Annotated in this window: 15 protein-coding genes; 8 read left to right on the plus strand and 7 right to left on the minus strand. The window is 58.0% G+C overall.

What is annotated here, in order from left to right:
- The first annotated feature begins 194 nt into the window (after nucleotides 1-194).
- The 8 genes from ACZ3HH_RS02775 to aceA all read left to right on the plus strand — a co-directional run bounded on the left by ACZ3HH_RS02775 (nucleotide 195) and on the right by aceA (nucleotide 8,458).
- Nucleotides 195-641, plus strand: coding sequence for an NUDIX hydrolase (locus ACZ3HH_RS02775; protein ID WP_038982519.1), 447 nt, complete (start codon nucleotides 195-197; stop codon nucleotides 639-641).
- Between the two features lie 59 nt (nucleotides 642-700).
- Entirely contained in the window at nucleotides 701-1,834 is a 1,134-nt protein-coding gene (gene mnmA, locus ACZ3HH_RS02780; protein ID WP_201060924.1) for a tRNA 2-thiouridine(34) synthase MnmA, read from the plus strand.
- A complete protein-coding gene (hflD, locus tag ACZ3HH_RS02785) occupies nucleotides 1,831-2,454 on the plus strand; it encodes a high frequency lysogenization protein HflD (protein ID WP_465802652.1) in 624 nt (207 codons plus the stop codon). Before mnmA ends, hflD begins: the two co-directional genes overlap by 4 nt.
- 127 nt (nucleotides 2,455-2,581) lie before the next feature.
- The gene (gene purB, locus ACZ3HH_RS02790) at nucleotides 2,582-3,952 is read left to right on the plus strand and encodes an adenylosuccinate lyase (protein WP_050682723.1); all 1,371 of its coding nucleotides are present in this window, start codon (nucleotides 2,582-2,584) and stop codon (nucleotides 3,950-3,952) included.
- An 86-nt stretch (nucleotides 3,953-4,038) separates the two neighbouring features.
- Nucleotides 4,039-5,208, plus strand: coding sequence for a ribosomal protein uL16 3-hydroxylase (locus ACZ3HH_RS02795; RefSeq protein ID WP_465802653.1), 1,170 nt, complete (start codon nucleotides 4,039-4,041; stop codon nucleotides 5,206-5,208).
- Nucleotides 5,201-5,626 (plus strand): GNAT family N-acetyltransferase, encoded by a 426-nt coding sequence (locus ACZ3HH_RS02800; protein ID WP_007905044.1) that lies wholly within the window; start codon nucleotides 5,201-5,203, stop codon nucleotides 5,624-5,626. The genes ACZ3HH_RS02795 and ACZ3HH_RS02800 overlap by 8 nt, the downstream gene beginning before the upstream one ends.
- Nucleotides 5,627-5,861: 235 nt before the next feature.
- Nucleotides 5,862-6,623, plus strand: coding sequence for a secretin N-terminal domain-containing protein (locus tag ACZ3HH_RS02805; RefSeq protein WP_465802654.1), 762 nt, complete (start codon nucleotides 5,862-5,864; stop codon nucleotides 6,621-6,623).
- A gap of 509 nt (nucleotides 6,624-7,132) precedes the next feature.
- Nucleotides 7,133-8,458 (plus strand): isocitrate lyase, encoded by a 1,326-nt coding sequence (gene aceA, locus ACZ3HH_RS02810; protein WP_007905048.1) that lies wholly within the window; start codon nucleotides 7,133-7,135, stop codon nucleotides 8,456-8,458.
- A gap of 244 nt (nucleotides 8,459-8,702) precedes the next feature.
- Here the strand turns inward: aceA and leuS are convergent, their stop codons facing one another.
- The 7 genes from leuS to ACZ3HH_RS02845 form a co-directional block, all read right to left on the minus strand.
- Nucleotides 8,703-11,294, minus strand: coding sequence for a leucine--tRNA ligase (gene leuS / locus ACZ3HH_RS02815; RefSeq protein WP_465802737.1), 2,592 nt, complete (start codon nucleotides 11,292-11,294; stop codon nucleotides 8,703-8,705).
- A gap of 82 nt (nucleotides 11,295-11,376) precedes the next feature.
- Entirely contained in the window at nucleotides 11,377-12,546 is a 1,170-nt protein-coding gene (locus ACZ3HH_RS02820; RefSeq protein ID WP_465802655.1) for an MFS transporter, read from the minus strand.
- A 35-nt stretch (nucleotides 12,547-12,581) separates the two neighbouring features.
- Entirely contained in the window at nucleotides 12,582-13,697 is a 1,116-nt protein-coding gene (locus ACZ3HH_RS02825; protein ID WP_465802656.1) for a pyridoxal phosphate-dependent aminotransferase, read from the minus strand.
- On the minus strand, nucleotides 13,694-14,437 hold the full coding sequence (locus ACZ3HH_RS02830) for a class II aldolase/adducin family protein (protein WP_465802657.1): 744 nt from the start codon (nucleotides 14,435-14,437) through the stop codon (nucleotides 13,694-13,696). The genes ACZ3HH_RS02825 and ACZ3HH_RS02830 overlap by 4 nt, the downstream gene beginning before the upstream one ends.
- A complete protein-coding gene (locus ACZ3HH_RS02835; protein ID WP_465802658.1) occupies nucleotides 14,430-15,407 on the minus strand; it encodes a C-terminal binding protein in 978 nt (325 codons plus the stop codon). The genes ACZ3HH_RS02830 and ACZ3HH_RS02835 overlap by 8 nt, the downstream gene beginning before the upstream one ends.
- 60 nt (nucleotides 15,408-15,467) lie before the next feature.
- Nucleotides 15,468-16,457 (minus strand): ornithine cyclodeaminase family protein, encoded by a 990-nt coding sequence (locus ACZ3HH_RS02840; RefSeq protein ID WP_465802659.1) that lies wholly within the window; start codon nucleotides 16,455-16,457, stop codon nucleotides 15,468-15,470.
- A gap of 43 nt (nucleotides 16,458-16,500) precedes the next feature.
- The gene (locus ACZ3HH_RS02845) at nucleotides 16,501-16,653 is read right to left on the minus strand and encodes a hypothetical protein (RefSeq protein WP_465802660.1); all 153 of its coding nucleotides are present in this window, start codon (nucleotides 16,651-16,653) and stop codon (nucleotides 16,501-16,503) included.
- Nucleotides 16,654-16,750 lie beyond the last annotated feature (97 nt).

The raw sequence follows: 16,750 nt of genomic DNA on the forward strand, positions 1-16,750 counted from the left end.
GGGGTTTGTGTTTCTGGCATTCATACATATTTATCTGTCAGAACCCGACCCTGTAGGAGCTGGCTTGCCTGCGATGGCGGTTTATCATTCAACATTGCTTTCGACTGACCCACCGCCATCGCAGCGGTGCGGCGATCCGACAAGCCAGCTCCCACAGGAACCGTGTTTCAATATTCAAAATTCGAGGAAGCTTCATGGATTGGCTACCCCACATCACCGTCGCCACCATCGTCGAAGACAATGGTCGCTTCCTGATGGTCGAAGAACTCAAGCACGGACAAACGGTGCTCAACCAACCCGCCGGCCACCTCGACCCGGACGAAACCCTGATCGAGGCCGCCGTACGCGAAACCCTCGAAGAAACCGGCTGGGATGTCGAGCCGACTGGCGTGGTGGGCATTTACCTCTACACCGCCCCGAGCAACGGCGTGACCTACCAACGGGTCTGCTTCACCGCAAAACCGCTCAAACACCATCCGGACTATCAGCTGGACGACGGTATCGTCGGCGCAAAATGGCTGACGCGTGACGAACTGCTGCAACAGCGCGCAAACTGGCGCAGTGAGCTGATCATCCGCTGTATCGATGATTATCTGGACGGCAAACACTTCGGTCTCGAACTGATCCGCCCTTCTCTTTAGCCTTGCGGGCTTCGGCCTGCTAGAATCGCGTCCTTTTTCAAGACACTCATTGAATCCCTATGCGTGATCCAGCCCCTTCTGACACACAAAAGAAGCGCGTCATTGTCGGCATGTCCGGCGGCGTGGACTCTTCCGTTTCCGCTCTCCTGCTGATCGAGCAGGGCTATGAGGTGGAAGGCCTGTTCATGAAGAACTGGGAAGAAGACGATGGAACGGAATACTGCACCGCCATGGATGACCTGGCGGACGCTCAGGCCGTGTGCGACAAGATTGGCATCAAGCTGCACACCGCCAACTTCGCCGCTGAGTACTGGGACAACGTGTTCGAGCATTTCCTGGCCGAATACAAGGCCGGTCGCACGCCGAACCCGGACATCCTCTGCAACCGCGAGATCAAGTTCAAGGCGTTCCTCGACTACGCCATGATGCTCGGCGCCGACCTGATCGCCACCGGCCACTACGTGCGCCGCCGCGACATCGATGGTCGCACCGAATTGCTCAAGGGCCTGGATCCGAACAAGGACCAGAGCTACTTCCTGCACGCCGTCGGCGGCGAACAGATCGCCAAGACGCTGTTCCCGGTCGGCGAACTGGAAAAACCCGAAGTGCGCGCGATTGCCGAGAAACACGACCTGGCCACCGCGAAGAAGAAGGATTCCACAGGGATCTGCTTTATCGGCGAACGCCGCTTCAGCGACTTCCTCAAGCAATACCTGCCGGCCCAGCCAGGCGAGATCAAGACCACCGAAGGCGAAGTCATCGGCCGTCACCACGGCTTGATGTATCACACCATTGGCCAGCGTCAGGGCCTGGGCATCGGCGGCTTGAAAGACGCCGGTGACGAGCCGTGGTACGTGCTGATCAAGGACCTGGAACACAACGAGCTGATCGTTGGCCAGGGTAATGATCACCCTTATTTGTTCTCCCGCGCCTTGCTCGCCTCGGACATCTATTGGGTCAACCCGATCGATTTGACCGAGCCGCGCAAGCTGACCGCCAAAGTTCGTTATCGCCAGAGCGACCAGCCTTGTACGCTGGAAAAGACTGCCACCGGCTACCGCGCGACCTTCGATGACCCGCAACGCGCGGTCACCCCAGGCCAATCCGTGGTGTTCTACGACGGCGAAATCTGCCTCGGCGGCGGCGTGATCGAAGTGGCCGAACCCTGGACCAGCAAGGGTCAGCGTTCATGAGCCCGACTCAGGAGCAACTGACGGCCCTGGGCGGCGTGTTTCTCGCCGCCGTACTGGTCGACAGAATCGCCAAAAGTGGCCAGACCAACGAAGCCGGCCTGACCTGCATGCTCGGCAGCCTGTTGATTCGCGACCCCAAGGACACGCTGGAAGTCTATGGCGGTGACGACATCAATCTGCGTGAAGGCTACCGCGCATTGATCGGCGCCCTGGAGCGCGACCCCAGCACCCTTCAGCGCGAACCGCTGCGCTACGCCCTGTCAATGCTGGGGCTGGAGCGTCAATTGGCCAAGCGCGAAGACATGCTGGAAGTGATCGGCAAGCGTTTGCCACAGATCCAGTCCCAGGTCGAACACTTCGGCCCGGCTCATGAAAACGTAATCGCCGCCTGCGGTGCGCTGTATCAGGACACCCTGAGCACCCTGCGCCAACGGATTCAGGTGCATGGCGACATGCGCAACCTGCAGCAACCGAGCAATGCCTCGAAGATTCGCGCGCTGTTGCTGGCCGGGATCCGTTCGGCACGCCTGTGGCGGCAGCTGGGCGGTCATCGCTGGCAGTTGGTGATTAGCCGGCGCAAATTGCTTAAAGAGCTTTACCCGCTGATGCGCAGCAGCTGAACCGCGCCCGCAATACCGCTTTGTAGTCAGTAACGCGTAATACGCCGGTCAGTTGGCAACGGACCGGCGGATTTTTTCATGTATGATACGCGCCCCATTTCGTTGCCCGACTGTCCGAGAACACCCCATGCAGCTCTCTTCGCTCACTGCGGTTTCCCCTGTTGACGGCCGCTACGCCGGCAAAACCCAGGCCCTGCGCCCAATTTTCAGCGAATACGGTCTGATCCGTGCTCGCGTTCTGGTTGAAGTGCGCTGGCTCCAGCGCCTGGCCGCTCACCCTGCCATCAGCGAAGTGCCGGCGTTCTCCGCCGAAGCCAACGCTGTGTTGAACACCCTGGCGGAAAACTTCTCTCTGGAGCACGCCGAGCGTGTCAAAGAGATCGAGCGCACCACCAACCACGACGTCAAAGCCATTGAGTACCTGCTCAAAGAGCAAGCGGCCAAGCTGCCAGAACTGGCTGCCGTCAGCGAGTTCATCCACTTTGCCTGCACCAGCGAAGACATCAACAACCTATCCCACGCCCTGATGCTGCGCGAAGGCCGTGATGACGTGATGCTGCCGCTGATGCGCCAAACCGCCGAAGCCATCCGCGAATTGGCCATCCGTTTCGCTGACGTGCCGATGCTGTCGCGTACCCACGGTCAACCGGCCTCGCCGACCACCCTGGGCAAAGAGCTGGCGAACGTGGTTTACCGTCTGGAGCGTCAAATCGCTCAAGTCGCCGCCGTTCCGCTGCTGGGTAAAATCAACGGCGCTGTCGGCAACTACAACGCTCACCTGTCGGCCTACCCTGAGATCGACTGGGAAGCCAACGCCCGCGCCTTCATCGAAGACGAGCTGGGCCTGGGCTTCAACCCGTACACCACGCAGATCGAACCGCACGACTATATCGCCGAGCTGTTCGACGCGATCGCGCGCTTCAACACCATCCTGATCGACTTCGACCGTGACATCTGGGGCTACATCTCCCTGGGTTATTTCAAACAGCGCACCATCGCTGGCGAAATCGGTTCGTCGACCATGCCGCACAAGGTCAACCCGATCGACTTCGAAAACTCCGAAGGCAACCTGGGTATCGCCAACGCACTGTTCCAGCACTTGGCGAGCAAGCTGCCGATCTCCCGCTGGCAGCGTGACCTGACCGACTCCACCGTGCTGCGCAACCTCGGTGTCGGTTTCGCCCACAGCGTGATCGCGTACGAGGCCAGCCTCAAAGGCATCAGCAAGCTGGAACTCAACCAGCAGAAGATTGCCGCTGACCTGGACGCGTGCTGGGAAGTGTTGGCCGAGCCGATCCAGACTGTGATGCGCCGCTACAACATCGAAAACCCGTACGAGAAATTGAAAGAGCTGACTCGCGGCAAGGGCATCAGCCCTGAAGCGCTGCAGACCTTCATCGACGGTCTGGACATGCCAGCCGCCGCCAAGGCCGAGCTGAAACTGCTCACCCCGGCCAACTACATCGGCAACGCTGTAGCGCAAGCCAAACGCATCTGATCGACCGCTTTACCCGTTTGAGACGCCCGGCAGCGCCGGGCGTTTTTATTCCCGTCTGAAAAGTGCTTTTTTTCAATAGGTTACACATGAATCCTGACATTCCTCTTCAACTTCTGGGCGGCATCACGGCACGCGAATTCCTGCGTGACTACTGGCAGAAAAAACCCCTGCTGATCCGTCAGGCGATCCCTGATTTCGAAAGCCCGATCGACGCCGATGAACTGGCCGGCCTGGCGCTGGAAGAAGAAGTTGAGTCGCGCCTGGTGATCGAGAACGGCGAGCGTCCTTGGGAATTGCGCCGCGGCCCGTTCGCCGAAGACGAATTCAGCAAACTGCCGGAACGCGACTGGACGCTGCTGGTTCAAGCGGTCGACCAATTCGTGCCGGAAGTCAGCGAACTGCTGGAAAACTTCCGCTTCCTGCCGAGCTGGCGCGTCGACGACGTGATGATCAGCTTCGCTGCCCCGGGTGGCAGCGTGGGTCCGCACTTCGATAACTACGACGTGTTCCTGCTGCAAGGTCACGGCAAGCGCAACTGGAAAATCGGCCAGATGTGCGATTCCGAGAGCAAGCTGCTGCCGCACGCGGACCTGCGCATCCTCGCCGACTTCGAGGCCACCGATGAGTGGGTCCTGGAACCCGGTGACATGCTCTACCTGCCGCCGCGCCTGGCCCATTGCGGCGTTGCAGTGGATGACTGCATGACCTACTCGGTCGGCTTCCGCGCCCCGAGCGCCTCTGAAGTGCTGACTCACTTCACCGACTTCCTCAGCCAGTTCCTGACCGATGAAGAGCGCTACACCGATGCCGACGCATTGCCGGCGGTCGATCCGCACCAGATTCAGCACGACGCCCTTGATCGCCTGAAAGCGTTGCTGGCCGAGCACATGAGCGATGAGCGCCTGCTGCTGACCTGGTTCGGCCAGTACATGACCGAGCCGCGCTACCCGGAGCTGGTCGTCGGCCCGGAAGAAGTCGAAGAAGAAGACTTCCTCGCCAGCCTTGAGCAAGGCGCGGTGCTGATCCGCAACCCGAGCGCGCGCATGGCCTGGTCTGAAGTCGATGACGATCTTCTGCTGTTCGCCAGCGGCCAGAGCCGTTATCTGCCGGGCAAACTGCGCGAGCTGCTGAAAATGATCTGCGCCGCCGACGCCCTGCACACCGACAACCTTGGCGAGTGGCTGAACGACGAAGACGGTCGCGGCCTGCTGTGCGAGCTGGTCAAGCAAGGCAGCCTGGGGTTTGCTGATGAATAAAATTCACGTACGTGTCGCAGACTGGCAAAAGGACAACGCCGAGATCCGGCGCATTCGTGAGACGGTGTTCATCGCCGAGCAATCCGTTCCGCCTGAGCTGGAATGGGATGCTGATGACGCAACGGCAGTCCACTTTCTGGCCTTTGAAGGCGACTTCCCGATCGGCACTGCCCGCCTGCTGCCAGATGGTCACATTGGCCGGGTGTCGGTACTGAAGGACTGGCGCGGCTTGAAAGTCGGCGATGCGCTGATGCAAGCGGTGATCGGTGAAGCCGAGGAACGCGGACTGAAGCAGCAGATGCTGAGCGCGCAAGTGCAGGCCACGGCGTTCTATGAGCGTTTGGGTTTCAGCATGGTCAGTGAGGAATTCCTGGAAGCCGGGATTCCGCATGTGGACATGGTGCGTCACTCCGCCTGAGGCCTGTGGCGAGGGGGCTTGCCCCCGTTGGGCTGCGCAGCAGCCCTAAAAATCTTGGGGCCGCTGCGCGACCCAACGGGGGCAAGCCCCCTCGCCACAAATGCACATCAGGAACACCACAAAACGCCCCGCCATCAACCGATGCCGGGGCGTTTTGCTGTCTACGATTCAACTTGCCCCACCACGGGCCGACAAACTGGCAATATCAAGACTTTGAAGGCCGGAGATAACGGATATGTCCCTACGCACCCTGCTCACCACGCTGCTGCTGACCTGCAGTATTTCGGTCATGGCCGCCACCGAGATCGTGCCCCTGAACTATCGCACCAGCGACGATCTGCTGCCGGTGGCGCAGAATTTCATCGGCAAGGACGGCCAGGTCAGCGCCTATGGCAATCAGCTGATCGTCAACGCAGAACAGCGCAAGATCGACGAACTTAAGGCCTTGATCAGCCAACTCGACGTGGCCGCCAAGCGCTTGCTGATCACCGTCGACACCAACGAAAACAACTTCCAGGGCGATCAGGGTTACTCGGTGAATGGCGCCAAGCCGAGCCAGACTCGCATCATCAACCGCAGCACCGACAGCCGTGACGGCGGTATCCAGCAGGTTCAGGCCAGCGAAGGCACACCGGCGCTGATCCAGGTCGGCCAAAGCGTGCCGCTCACCACTACCCAAACCGACAGTTACGGCGATCCGCGCAGCCAGACCGAATACCGCAATGTCACCCAAGGCTTCTACGTCACTGCCAGCGTCACTGGCGACATCGTTCATCTGGCAATCAGTACTAACCGTGACCGAATGAGCCAGGAACGTCCCGATGTAGTGAACGTGCAAAGTACCGACACAACTGTCAGCGGTCGACTGGGCGAGTGGATCACCCTGGCCGGCGTAAATCGCCAGACTCAGGCCGACAAACAGGGCCTGACCCGCAGCTACTCGACTCAGGGCCGGGATGACATGATTCTGCGAGTGAAAGTCGATACGTTGGACTAAAGCACCAAAAACTGACTGATTAGTCGTATTAGACCAAAGATGTAGTGCTTGAAAAAAAGCACTACAAAACGTTTGACGAGCCAAAAAAGCAAAGGCATGATGGCCTCGCTCCCGCTAATCAGAGGCCCTGGCAAGGGCTTTCGAGTTGCTGTTCGCACCTACCCCGCGAGCCGATTCGTGTCTGTACCGCCCACAAGGTGTGTTTGACGAGGTTGCCGACTGGAACGAAGTTGTCCCGAGGGACGGAAGCGTAATAGGTAGCCCGGCTCCACACTGAAGTTCGCACCAAGGCCCACGACGCCCGAATGCGCTCGCCAGTTCGCCCTTACCTGCTCACTTCCCCTCGAGCCCATCGTTCATCCCGTCGCCATCCCCGCCGAACCCGACTTGACCACCTAAGCTTCTGGTCAGCGAGCAGCCTTTTACGCCCCTTTGAATTGCGTATTTGGCACGCAGGAATTGTCCACCCAGAACCACTTTCGATTAAAGACGCGACGAGGTTTATCCCCATGGCACTGACACGCGAACAGCAAATTGCAGCCCTCGAAAAAGATTGGGCTGAAAACCCGCGCTGGAAAGGCGTGACACGCAATTACTCCGCTGCTGACGTCGTCCGCCTGCGTGGCTCGGTTCAACCTGAGCACACCTTTGCAAAAATGGGCGCCGACAAGCTTTGGAACCTGGTAACCCAGGGTGCCAAGCCGTCCTTCCGTCCTGAGAAAGATTTCGTCAACTGCATGGGCGCCCTGACCGGCGGCCAGGCTGTGCAACAAGTCAAGGCTGGTATCCAGGCGATCTACCTGTCGGGCTGGCAAGTGGCTGCGGACAACAACTCCGCCGAATCGATGTACCCGGATCAGTCGCTGTACCCGGTGGATTCGGTTCCGACCGTGGTCAAGCGCATCAACAACTCGTTCCGTCGCGCTGACCAGATCCAGTGGAAAGCCGGCAAGAACCCGGGCGACGAAGGTTACATCGACTACTTCGCTCCGATCGTGGCTGACGCCGAAGCCGGTTTCGGTGGCGTTCTGAACGCCTACGAGCTGATGAAGAGCATGATCGAAGCAGGCGCCGCCGGCGTTCACTTCGAAGACCAACTGGCTTCCGTGAAAAAATGCGGCCACATGGGCGGCAAGGTACTGGTTCCTACCCAGGAAGCTGTGCAGAAGCTGACCGCTGCTCGTCTGGCAGCTGACGTTGCCGGTACACCGACCATCATCCTGGCCCGTACCGACGCTAACGCAGCCGACTTGCTGACTTCCGACTGCGACCCGTACGACCAGCCATTCGTGACTGGCGAACGTACCCAGGAAGGCTTCTACAAAGTGCGCGCCGGTCTCGACCAGGCCATCGCTCGCGGCCTGGCCTACGCGCCGTTCGCCGACCTGATCTGGTGCGAAACCGCCAAGCCGGATCTGGACGAGGCTCGTCGCTTCGCTGAAGCGATCAAAAAGGAATACCCGGACCAACTGCTGTCGTACAACTGCTCGCCTTCCTTCAACTGGAAGAAAAACCTGGACGACGCGACCATCGCCAAGTTCCAGCGCGAACTGTCCGCCATGGGTTACAAGCACCAGTTCATCACCCTGGCCGGCATTCACAACATGTGGCACAGCATGTTCAACCTGGCGCACGACTACGCCCGCAACGACATGACTGCCTACGTGAAGCTGCAAGAGCAAGAGTTCGCTGACGCCGCCAAGGGTTACACCTTCGTGGCTCACCAGCAGGAAGTGGGCACCGGCTACTTCGACGACATGACCACCGTGATTCAAGGTGGCACGTCCTCGGTGACCGCGCTGACTGGTTCGACCGAAGAAGAACAGTTCCACTGATCTGCTTCGCTTAAGCAAACGGCCCTTGCGAACCGAATAAAAAGCTAACCGCAAAGCCGCTCATCTGACGCCCCGACTGGTTCGGGGTGTTTTTTTGCCCGGAATTCACCCCACCCTTGTAGGAGCCGGCTTGCCGGCGAAGGCGTCTTTATGGCGCTGCAAGTTAGAGGCCGTCTTCGCTGCGGTGCGGCGATCCGACAAGCCAGCTCCTACAAGGGGCGGCAGCGGAGTAAGCGATCGAGAATCAGATAACGAAGTTAACCAGTCGGTTGGGCACCACAATCATCCTGCTCGCGCCTTCGAGATAGCTGCGCAACACCGGATCAGCCAATGCCTGGATCCGTATTACGTCGTGATCGGCATCAGCCTGGATCAGGATTTCCCCACGCAACTTGCCGTTGACTTGCACCATCATTCTTACTTCATTCTGTTTCAAGGCTTCATAGTCCGGCACAGGCCATGAACTGTCATAAATGTCGCCCGGGAACCCCAGTTCCGACCAGAGTGTCTGGGTGATATGCGGCGTCACGGGATTCAGGACTTGCAACAGGATCGCCATCCCCTCGCGGGCCACCTGGAGGCCGGCCGACCTGCCCCCCTCCAGCACCTTGAGCATCTTCATCGCACCCGACACTACTGTGTTGTATTGCATCCGCTCGTAATCGTTGTTGATCTGCCGTAGCAAGCGATGCATCTCAAAGCGCACGCGCCTGGATTCGGCAACGTCCTCAACCCGATCGTCCCTGCTGTCCCGGGCCTGATTGTCACAGGCAAACGTCCATAGCCTGCGCAGGAAGCGATAAGCCCCCTCGACCCCACTGTCGCTCCAGATCGTGTCCTGGTCGGGAGGTCCCGCGAAAATGGTAAACAAACGGGCAGTGTCGGCGCCGAACCTGTCGATGATGTCCTTCGGCTCGACAACGTTGCTCTTCGACTTCGACATTTTTTCCACGCCGCCAATGATGACAGGCAAACCGTCCTCAAGCGCCGTAGCCTTCACCGGTCGATTTTTTTCATCGCACTCGACCGTCACCTGCGCCGGATAAAACCATCGCCGACTGCCATCATCCGCGTTGCGGTAATAACTTTCCCGCAACAGCATGCCTTGGGTGAACAGGTTCTTGAACGGTTCGCTGAACGCCACCAACCCTTCATCCCGCATAGCCCGGGTCCAGAACCTGGCGTACAGCAAATGCAGCACTGCGTGCTCGATACCGCCGATGTATTGATCGATGGACATCCAGTATCGGCTGCCAGGTCCGACCATCGCGGTATCACTGTCGGGATCGCAATAGCGCATGAAATACCAGCTCGAGTCGACGAAGGTGTCCAGGGTGTCCGTTTCCCGTAGCGCCGGAGCCGCACAGCAAGGGCAAGCCACATGGCGAAACCCGTCATGCGCCAGCAACGGGTTTGCGCTGCCGTCAGGAATGCATTCGGTTGGTAACACTACGGGTAGATCCGAGTAAGGCACCGGGACGTCGCCACAATGTTCACAAAGAATAATGGGGATAGGCGTCCCCCAGTAACGTTGTCGTGAAATCCCCCAATCGCGCAGGCGCCAAGTGGTGGTTTCCTCGCCCATCCCACGTTCAACCAACGCCGCGACGATGGCCTGGGTGGCCTGTGCGACTGTCAGCCCATCGTAGACGCCGGAGTTGATGAGATGACCGTCCCGACTGGCATGGCTGTCTGACCAGACTTGAAAGTCATACACCTGATCGGCGCAAGCAATGACCTGCCGAACAGGCAATCCGTATTGATTGGCAAAGTCGAAGTCACGCTCATCGTGGGCAGGCACGGCCATCAAGGCGCCTTCACCATATTCGCTGAGCACGTAACTGGTAATCCAAAGGGCGACACGCTTACCGGTCAACGGGTGCTCGACGTGCAAACCGCAGGGAACGCCGATCTTGACTTGGGCGCTGACGGCCTGACCGGCGCCTGTCGCTTGACGACACGCCTGCACCTGCGACTCAAGGCTCGGATCGAGCTCCAGAGCACGCCTGGAAAGTACATGCTCGGGAGAAATGGCACAGAAGGACACCCCCATGAGCGTATCCACGCGGGTTGTGAACACCCACAGTTTGCCTGCATCGATCAGTTGATCCGACGCATCCCGGATCTGGTGGGTAAATGCAAGACGAACACCGCTTGCCTTGCCTATCCAGTTGCGCTGCATGGTGCGAACCATGTCCGGCCAACCATCCAGTGAGTCGATGGCAGACAGCAACTCATCGGCATATTGAGTGATACGCAGGTAGTACCCGGGAATTTCCCGCTTCTCGACCAGCGCCCCCGAGCGCCAGCCTCGACCGTCGATCACTTGCTCATTGGCCAGCACCGTTTGGTCGACAGGATCCCAGTTGACTATCTGGTTTTTTTTGTAGGCCACGCCCTTTTCCAGCAGCTTGAGGAAGAACCACTGACTCCATTTGTAATACTGCGGGTCGCAGGTGGCAATCTCGCGCGACCAATCGAAGGCCAGTCCCAGCGGCTGCATTTGCGCCTTCATGTCCGCAATGTTCAGCCGTGTCCACTCGGCGGGAGAAACACCCGACTGCATGGCCGCATTCTCTGCCGGCAAACCGAAAGCGTCCCAGCCCATCGGCATTAGCACATTGAATCCCTTCATGCGCAAATGACGGGCCAACATGTCGTTGATCGTATAGTTGCGTACGTGCCCCATGTGCAACTTACCCGAGGGATAAGGGAGCATGGAGCAGGCATAAAACTTGGGTCGACTGTCATCTTCGACCGCCCTGAATACATTACCTTGAAGCCATTTGGCCTGCGCCGTACTTTCAACCCAGGCTGGATCATACTGCGGTCGCATAGAGGTTCCTTGACATTGCTGGAGCTGAACGACAAATGATTCGCTCGGCTCACACTCCTTTAAAAGTTGCCGGTCTAATGCTTCAATTCCTGTCTGGCGATGGAACACGGGGCGCTGCAGCCATCCTGGCCACAACCAAAAGACAGCCGCCTCCAAACAGGATGCCCACCAGCCCGTAGAGACTCCAGCTCAGCTGGAAACCGACCCCGGCGATCAACGAGGCGCCCAGCCCTACGGATACCATCCTCGCCCCCGCCAGCACGGTCGGAATAAGAGAAAAAAGACTGGCCTGGGTTTGCAATGTGGTTTTCTGAGAAATCAACGCAGTGATGTAGGTAATGCCGAGAATCTCACCCAACGTCCAGAAGAAAACAAACGACAAGATCAGTATCATCTGCTCGAAAAAGGCGTAGGCGCCAAATCCGATACCGTAAAAAACCGCAGCCATGGACAGATTGGTAAGCGCCCCGAAACGCGACGTCAACGCTATCAATGGTTGCGTCAACAAGATCACCAGCAAGGCATTGACGATACCGACAGCACCGAACAAGCTGGCGGCCTTGCCCGCCGTCACCATGTCAAGCCATAGAGGCAGCTGATATTCACGCTGTGCATCCAGCACCGACAACGCAAAGAACATGGCGCCCGCAACGATCACGATCCTTGGCACGTCGACCATCGTGCCGAGGGAAGCCCTTCTGGCCTCAGGCACAGCACTCGGGCGCTCCGGCAGTGCCAGAACGACACTCGCCAAAAAGCACAACACACTCACGACCATCGCAAAAAGCATCAGGTAGTGACTGTCGAGGCCGAGCAAATACCCACCTATCACGAACAGCAGCGCGCCCCCAAGATTGCTGGCCAGATGTAAATAGCCAAAGGAGGCGATGCGGTTGCCTTCATCCGCCGCCAAGGACGTGAGGACACTGAATACCGGCGTGATCAGACCCGCGCACAGCATGAACAACAGCACCATCGCAATGGAGGCGATCGATGAGCTGGACACGGCAGCGAACAACAAAAACACCGATGAACAGGACGAGGTACTGATCAAAAGCGCCCGGAAGGAGTAACGACCGACGAGCGCCCCGCCTAACAGATTGCCCACCAGATAGAACGCCGACATCAGCGTGATCACCAAGGCCACCGCCGAACTGTCGAGCTGGTAATGACGTTGAAAAAACAAGGCCGCAAAAGGCCCCAAGGCATTTGCCATGACGAACAGCAACCGGAGCAAAACGATATTGCGCATCCCTGCCGCCAGACCGATCCTTTTCAGCAATCTCCTCACTTGAGGCTCACCTCGACGCTGCGCAAGTACGCAACGCTGGCAGCAGCACTGCCGCTCCCAAGTAATATTGCCTTCAGGAATTTTTTGAGATCCGACGAAGCAGGAACGGCCACACGCAGCATATTGTGAAGCAGGCCGAAGCTGTGAGGGTACCGCGAACAGTCGCTGATGCGAATTTTGGCCTGAGCGAAAGCGCTGGCCAGACGACCATCGGGCTGATCCTGCAACAGCAAAAAGTTTGTATCGCTTTCGTATACGACGATCGCGTTAGCCCGGCAGACTTCAATTATTTCACTCTTGATCTGCGCGAGTTTATCGTGAGCGTGCTGCAATACTTCCTGGTTCTGCAAGCAGAACAACGCAGCCTTCACCGCCACATGATTTACATCCCAGGGTCCGCGGACCTTCATCAGCTCACGGATTGATTCCGGTCGCGTGACCACATACCCCAGGCGCAACCCGGCAAGACCAAAAAACTTGGAGAACGAACGAATGACGAACAACTGCCTGACTGCGCTGAAAGTATCCAGACACGAGTGTTGCAGGTACTCAAAGTAGCATTCGTCAACGATCATCGGCTTGTCTTGCCTTACACAAGCGTCGACAAGTACTTTCAATTGCTCAGGATCGATTCGTACGCCCAGAGGATTGTTGGGGTTGCACAGGATCAGTCCCTGACAGGTATGCAATGATTCGAGTACGGCCTCGGTCGACAGCACGAATCTTTGGGCTTGTTTCTCGAACCCCACGATCACCGGCACAACGCCATTGACGTCGAGCATCTGGTAATAGAAGGAAAAAACCGGAGAAGGAACCACCACCCGATCCCCTGACGAAAACACTGAACGTATTACCAGATCGATTGCCTGATCCGCCCCATTGGTCAGCAGCAAACTGTCGATCGAAACCTTGCAGTACTTTGCCAACGCGCTCAGTAGCGGCTGATAATTGGGGTAGGTAAACAGATCCCCTGGCTTCAGTTCGGCGGTAATGAACCGCGCCAGAAACTCATGTAAAAACTGATTTTCATTCAGATCCAGCAACACTGACGAGAGATCGCGTTCCGGCGCCTTCCATAATCCGGAATGCAAAATGTGCTCGTGAAACTTCATTTGTGCATCCCTCCGTAGATCACCTGTTCGCCGAGCTCATACATCTGCCTGACCTCTTCGTCGCTGGCATACACCACCGACTTCCCTGTGGCCGCCGACAAATATTGGCTGGTAATCAATCGACTGATTTCCGCAGTGAACGCCACGGCACGATGAAATGCCTCGGACAGGTCGCGGCCAAAACAGGTAATGCCATGACCGGGCATGACAATGCAGTTGGTGTCATTGGCACAGAGGCCAATGGCTCTGACATCCAGTTCGACATTCACACCCTCGCCTAGGATGCACGGTGGCTTACCCATCACCAGTGCCGTGTCGTTCGACACGTATTCCATCTCACGCCACTGCATGACAGCGAAGAAGGAAATGACTTCATTGGGATGAAGATGCACCGTGGCATTGACATCAGCGCGACAGCGCATGATTTCCCGGTGCATCTGGTGCCCCAGGCTGGGTCTGAAATGACCGTGCAAAAGCTCATCGGATTGCATATCCAGCACAGCCAGATGTTCAAGACCGCACTCTTCCAGGGAGACGCCGCGGTGCTTGGTGTAGATCACTTCGCGCTGCCAGTACGCGCAGCGGCTGCGTACAGCGATATTGCCTAGTGTATTGACCAGCAGCTGTCGCGCCGCCAAGCGCTGACCGTATTGAAGAATGCTGCTGCCAATCGCCACGTCGAACCAGGCCGGCAACCCGGATCGTGAGGTTTCAAGTCCCGCCAGTTTTAATTCAGGCATATCCCTTTGCCTCCCCCGATACGCAATCGGGATTGACCACGGTTTTAATATTTGTCCCCTGTAGCAGACCCAGAATCGTTTCCAGGGCATTGGCCTTCAATTCGGCCAGAGAGCGTTCGCTGTAAAACGCGGCATGCGGCGTCAATAACACACGCTCATGTTCGATCAGGGCCTGGGGAGGTGCCGGTTCCTCCTGCACGACATCCAGCAGCGCCATGGACACTACCCCGGACTGCAGGGCCCGAAGCAGAGCATTGGTATCGACGATGCCACCTCGCGCGGTATTGATCAGGGTCGCACCGTGCTTCATCCGCGAAAATCGCGCATCGTTCATCAAATGCCCAGTGTCCGGATTAAGAGGCAGATGTAGCGATATGACATCGGCCGTATCGAGCAAGTACTCCAGCGTGCCGCCCTGCGCAATACCTTCGACACAGCTCTCGACCCAAGGATCGTAAAAACAGATCCGGTAACCCATGGCCGTCGCTCTGCGCGCCAATGCTCGCCCTGTTGCGCCATAACCGATTAACCCCAGGACCGTATCTGCGCAGGCTTTGACCTCGCCAGTATGGGCTCGCCAGCTCCAGCCGCCCTGCCGGGTGTTCCTGGCATAGTCGAGAAGCTTGCGCTGGGCAAAGAGGATCAACGCCATGGTGTGCTCCGCAACTTCCTCCGCCCCCACAGAGCCGATGTTGGAGCAGAGAATGCCTTTCGCGCTCAAAGCCTCGACATCCACATCATCAAGGCCAATGGTTGCCTTTACCAACGCGCGACATCGATGCATCCTGGCAACCAATGGCGCGTCGATGACGACCGAATGAAAGGCGATGATCCCGTCGGCCCGGGCCAATTGTTCATCCGAGGGCCGGGATGTAACCTCCAAGCTATATCGCTGATGTTCCAAACCCGGGACATACTCCCCAGGGTCGACATAATTCACTCTCTGCGAATCGATCATCAGAATATTCATGAGCATCTCCTCTTTCCCTGGCAGTAGCATTGCCAATTCAAATTTCGCGCCTGGCAGTCCTCAGCCACTGAGGTAGTCGCAGTGTTTGCCGATGTTCCGTGTCCTGGCCGCGTCATATAGGCAGGCAGCGACCACCATGTCCTGACTGGCGTGTCCGACGCTGCGGAAATAACTCAGACCTTGTTTATGCGTTACTGGCGAAGGCTGTTCGACGGCTAAAGCACCGATTTCGCGGATGTCCTTTACACCAATTACCGACAACGCCAACGCCTGAGAAATTTCGCCCGACTCGCGGCATGCGGCGTCCAAATGATCGACATGAACCTGAGCGTTGCCCAGTAACCGGGGATCGATCTCGCACGCCTGAAGCGTACTGCCACCAATGGCATTGATATGGGCATCGGGTTTGAGCTGATGCGCCCCTATCAAAGGCAACGGACTGTCATGGGACGTCGTAGTGCACACAATGTCCGCATCAGCCAGTGCTTCCTCCATGCGGTTCACGGCCTCGACCGGCAGCGAAAGCTCTATGGACAGGCGCTCGGCCAAAGCGACACTTCGGGCTAGACCGCGGGAAAATATCCTGACCTGCCCCAGATCCCTGATAGCGGCCATCGCCTTGACGTGCGCTGCGGCCTGAGCCCCGGCACCGATCACCGCAAGATTGAGTCGCACCCGCAGGCAGAGCTTGTCCGTTGCCAGCGCACTCATGGCACTGGTACGAATCGCCGTTAGGGCTGCACTGTCAAGCATCGCCAGCAACCGCCCGCTTTCGATATCAATCAGTAAGACCACACCGTTGATCGCCGATAATCCGTGTATAGCGTTGCCGGGATGAAACGACGACACTTTGACGCCCAGCGTCTGGCTTGCGGGCAAAAAGGCCGGCATGAACAAAGAGAATGCTTTTTGTCGCTCGTGAGTGATGATCGAGCGTTGCGGAACCACGGGAGCCGAGAATGCAAAACCCCGGTGAGCTGCTTCGAGTGCGCGAACAAGCTTTGGCAAATCGACACAACGCCCGATGTCTTCACGATTAAGAAGCAGCATGGCTTTTCCTTTTTCTATCAAAGCTTTTCGAAGGTACCGGCCATCATCGAGCCGGCAGCACTAATGCTTGAGTGCCTCCATCCACTGGCATCGCAATCCCGGTGACGAACGACCAGGCAAGCAACTGGCGGATGATCCATGGCGATCTGCTGAAAAAACTCAGCGAGTGCGCGAGAATCACGCAGATCGACGGCATACCCGTGAGCTCGTCCCCCGGCGTCCCGAATGCGCTCGCACAGCTCCCGGTTCTGCCTTTCCCGGCGTCCACAGACGGCTAACTCAACCCTTCCCTG

It is taken from the genome of Pseudomonas sp. PME37.24/025, assembly GCF_055556615.1.

Coding starts and splice junctions, on each gene's coding strand:
- purB (WP_050682723.1), top strand. CDS start 2,582: ATGCAGCTCTCTTCGCTCACTGCGGTTTCCCCTGTTGACGGCCGCTAC.
- mnmA (WP_201060924.1), top strand. CDS start 701: ATGCGTGATCCAGCCCCTTCTGACACACAAAAGAAGCGCGTCATTGTC.
- ACZ3HH_RS02830 (WP_465802657.1), bottom strand. CDS start 14,437: ATGCCTGAATTAAAACTGGCGGGACTTGAAACCTCACGATCCGGGTTG.
- ACZ3HH_RS02845 (WP_465802660.1), bottom strand. CDS start 16,653: ATGCCGTCGATCTGCGTGATTCTCGCGCACTCGCTGAGTTTTTTCAGC.
- ACZ3HH_RS02795 (WP_465802653.1), top strand. CDS start 4,039: ATGAATCCTGACATTCCTCTTCAACTTCTGGGCGGCATCACGGCACGC.
- leuS (WP_465802737.1), bottom strand. CDS start 11,294: ATGCGACCGCAGTATGATCCAGCCTGGGTTGAAAGTACGGCGCAGGCC.
- ACZ3HH_RS02835 (WP_465802658.1), bottom strand. CDS start 15,407: ATGAATATTCTGATGATCGATTCGCAGAGAGTGAATTATGTCGACCCT.
- aceA (WP_007905048.1), top strand. CDS start 7,133: ATGGCACTGACACGCGAACAGCAAATTGCAGCCCTCGAAAAAGATTGG.
- ACZ3HH_RS02825 (WP_465802656.1), bottom strand. CDS start 13,697: ATGAAGTTTCACGAGCACATTTTGCATTCCGGATTATGGAAGGCGCCG.
- ACZ3HH_RS02775 (WP_038982519.1), top strand. CDS start 195: ATGGATTGGCTACCCCACATCACCGTCGCCACCATCGTCGAAGACAAT.
- ACZ3HH_RS02840 (WP_465802659.1), bottom strand. CDS start 16,457: ATGCTGCTTCTTAATCGTGAAGACATCGGGCGTTGTGTCGATTTGCCA.
- ACZ3HH_RS02800 (WP_007905044.1), top strand. CDS start 5,201: ATGAATAAAATTCACGTACGTGTCGCAGACTGGCAAAAGGACAACGCC.
- hflD (WP_465802652.1), top strand. CDS start 1,831: ATGAGCCCGACTCAGGAGCAACTGACGGCCCTGGGCGGCGTGTTTCTC.
- ACZ3HH_RS02820 (WP_465802655.1), bottom strand. CDS start 12,546: ATGCGCAATATCGTTTTGCTCCGGTTGCTGTTCGTCATGGCAAATGCC.
- ACZ3HH_RS02805 (WP_465802654.1), top strand. CDS start 5,862: ATGTCCCTACGCACCCTGCTCACCACGCTGCTGCTGACCTGCAGTATT.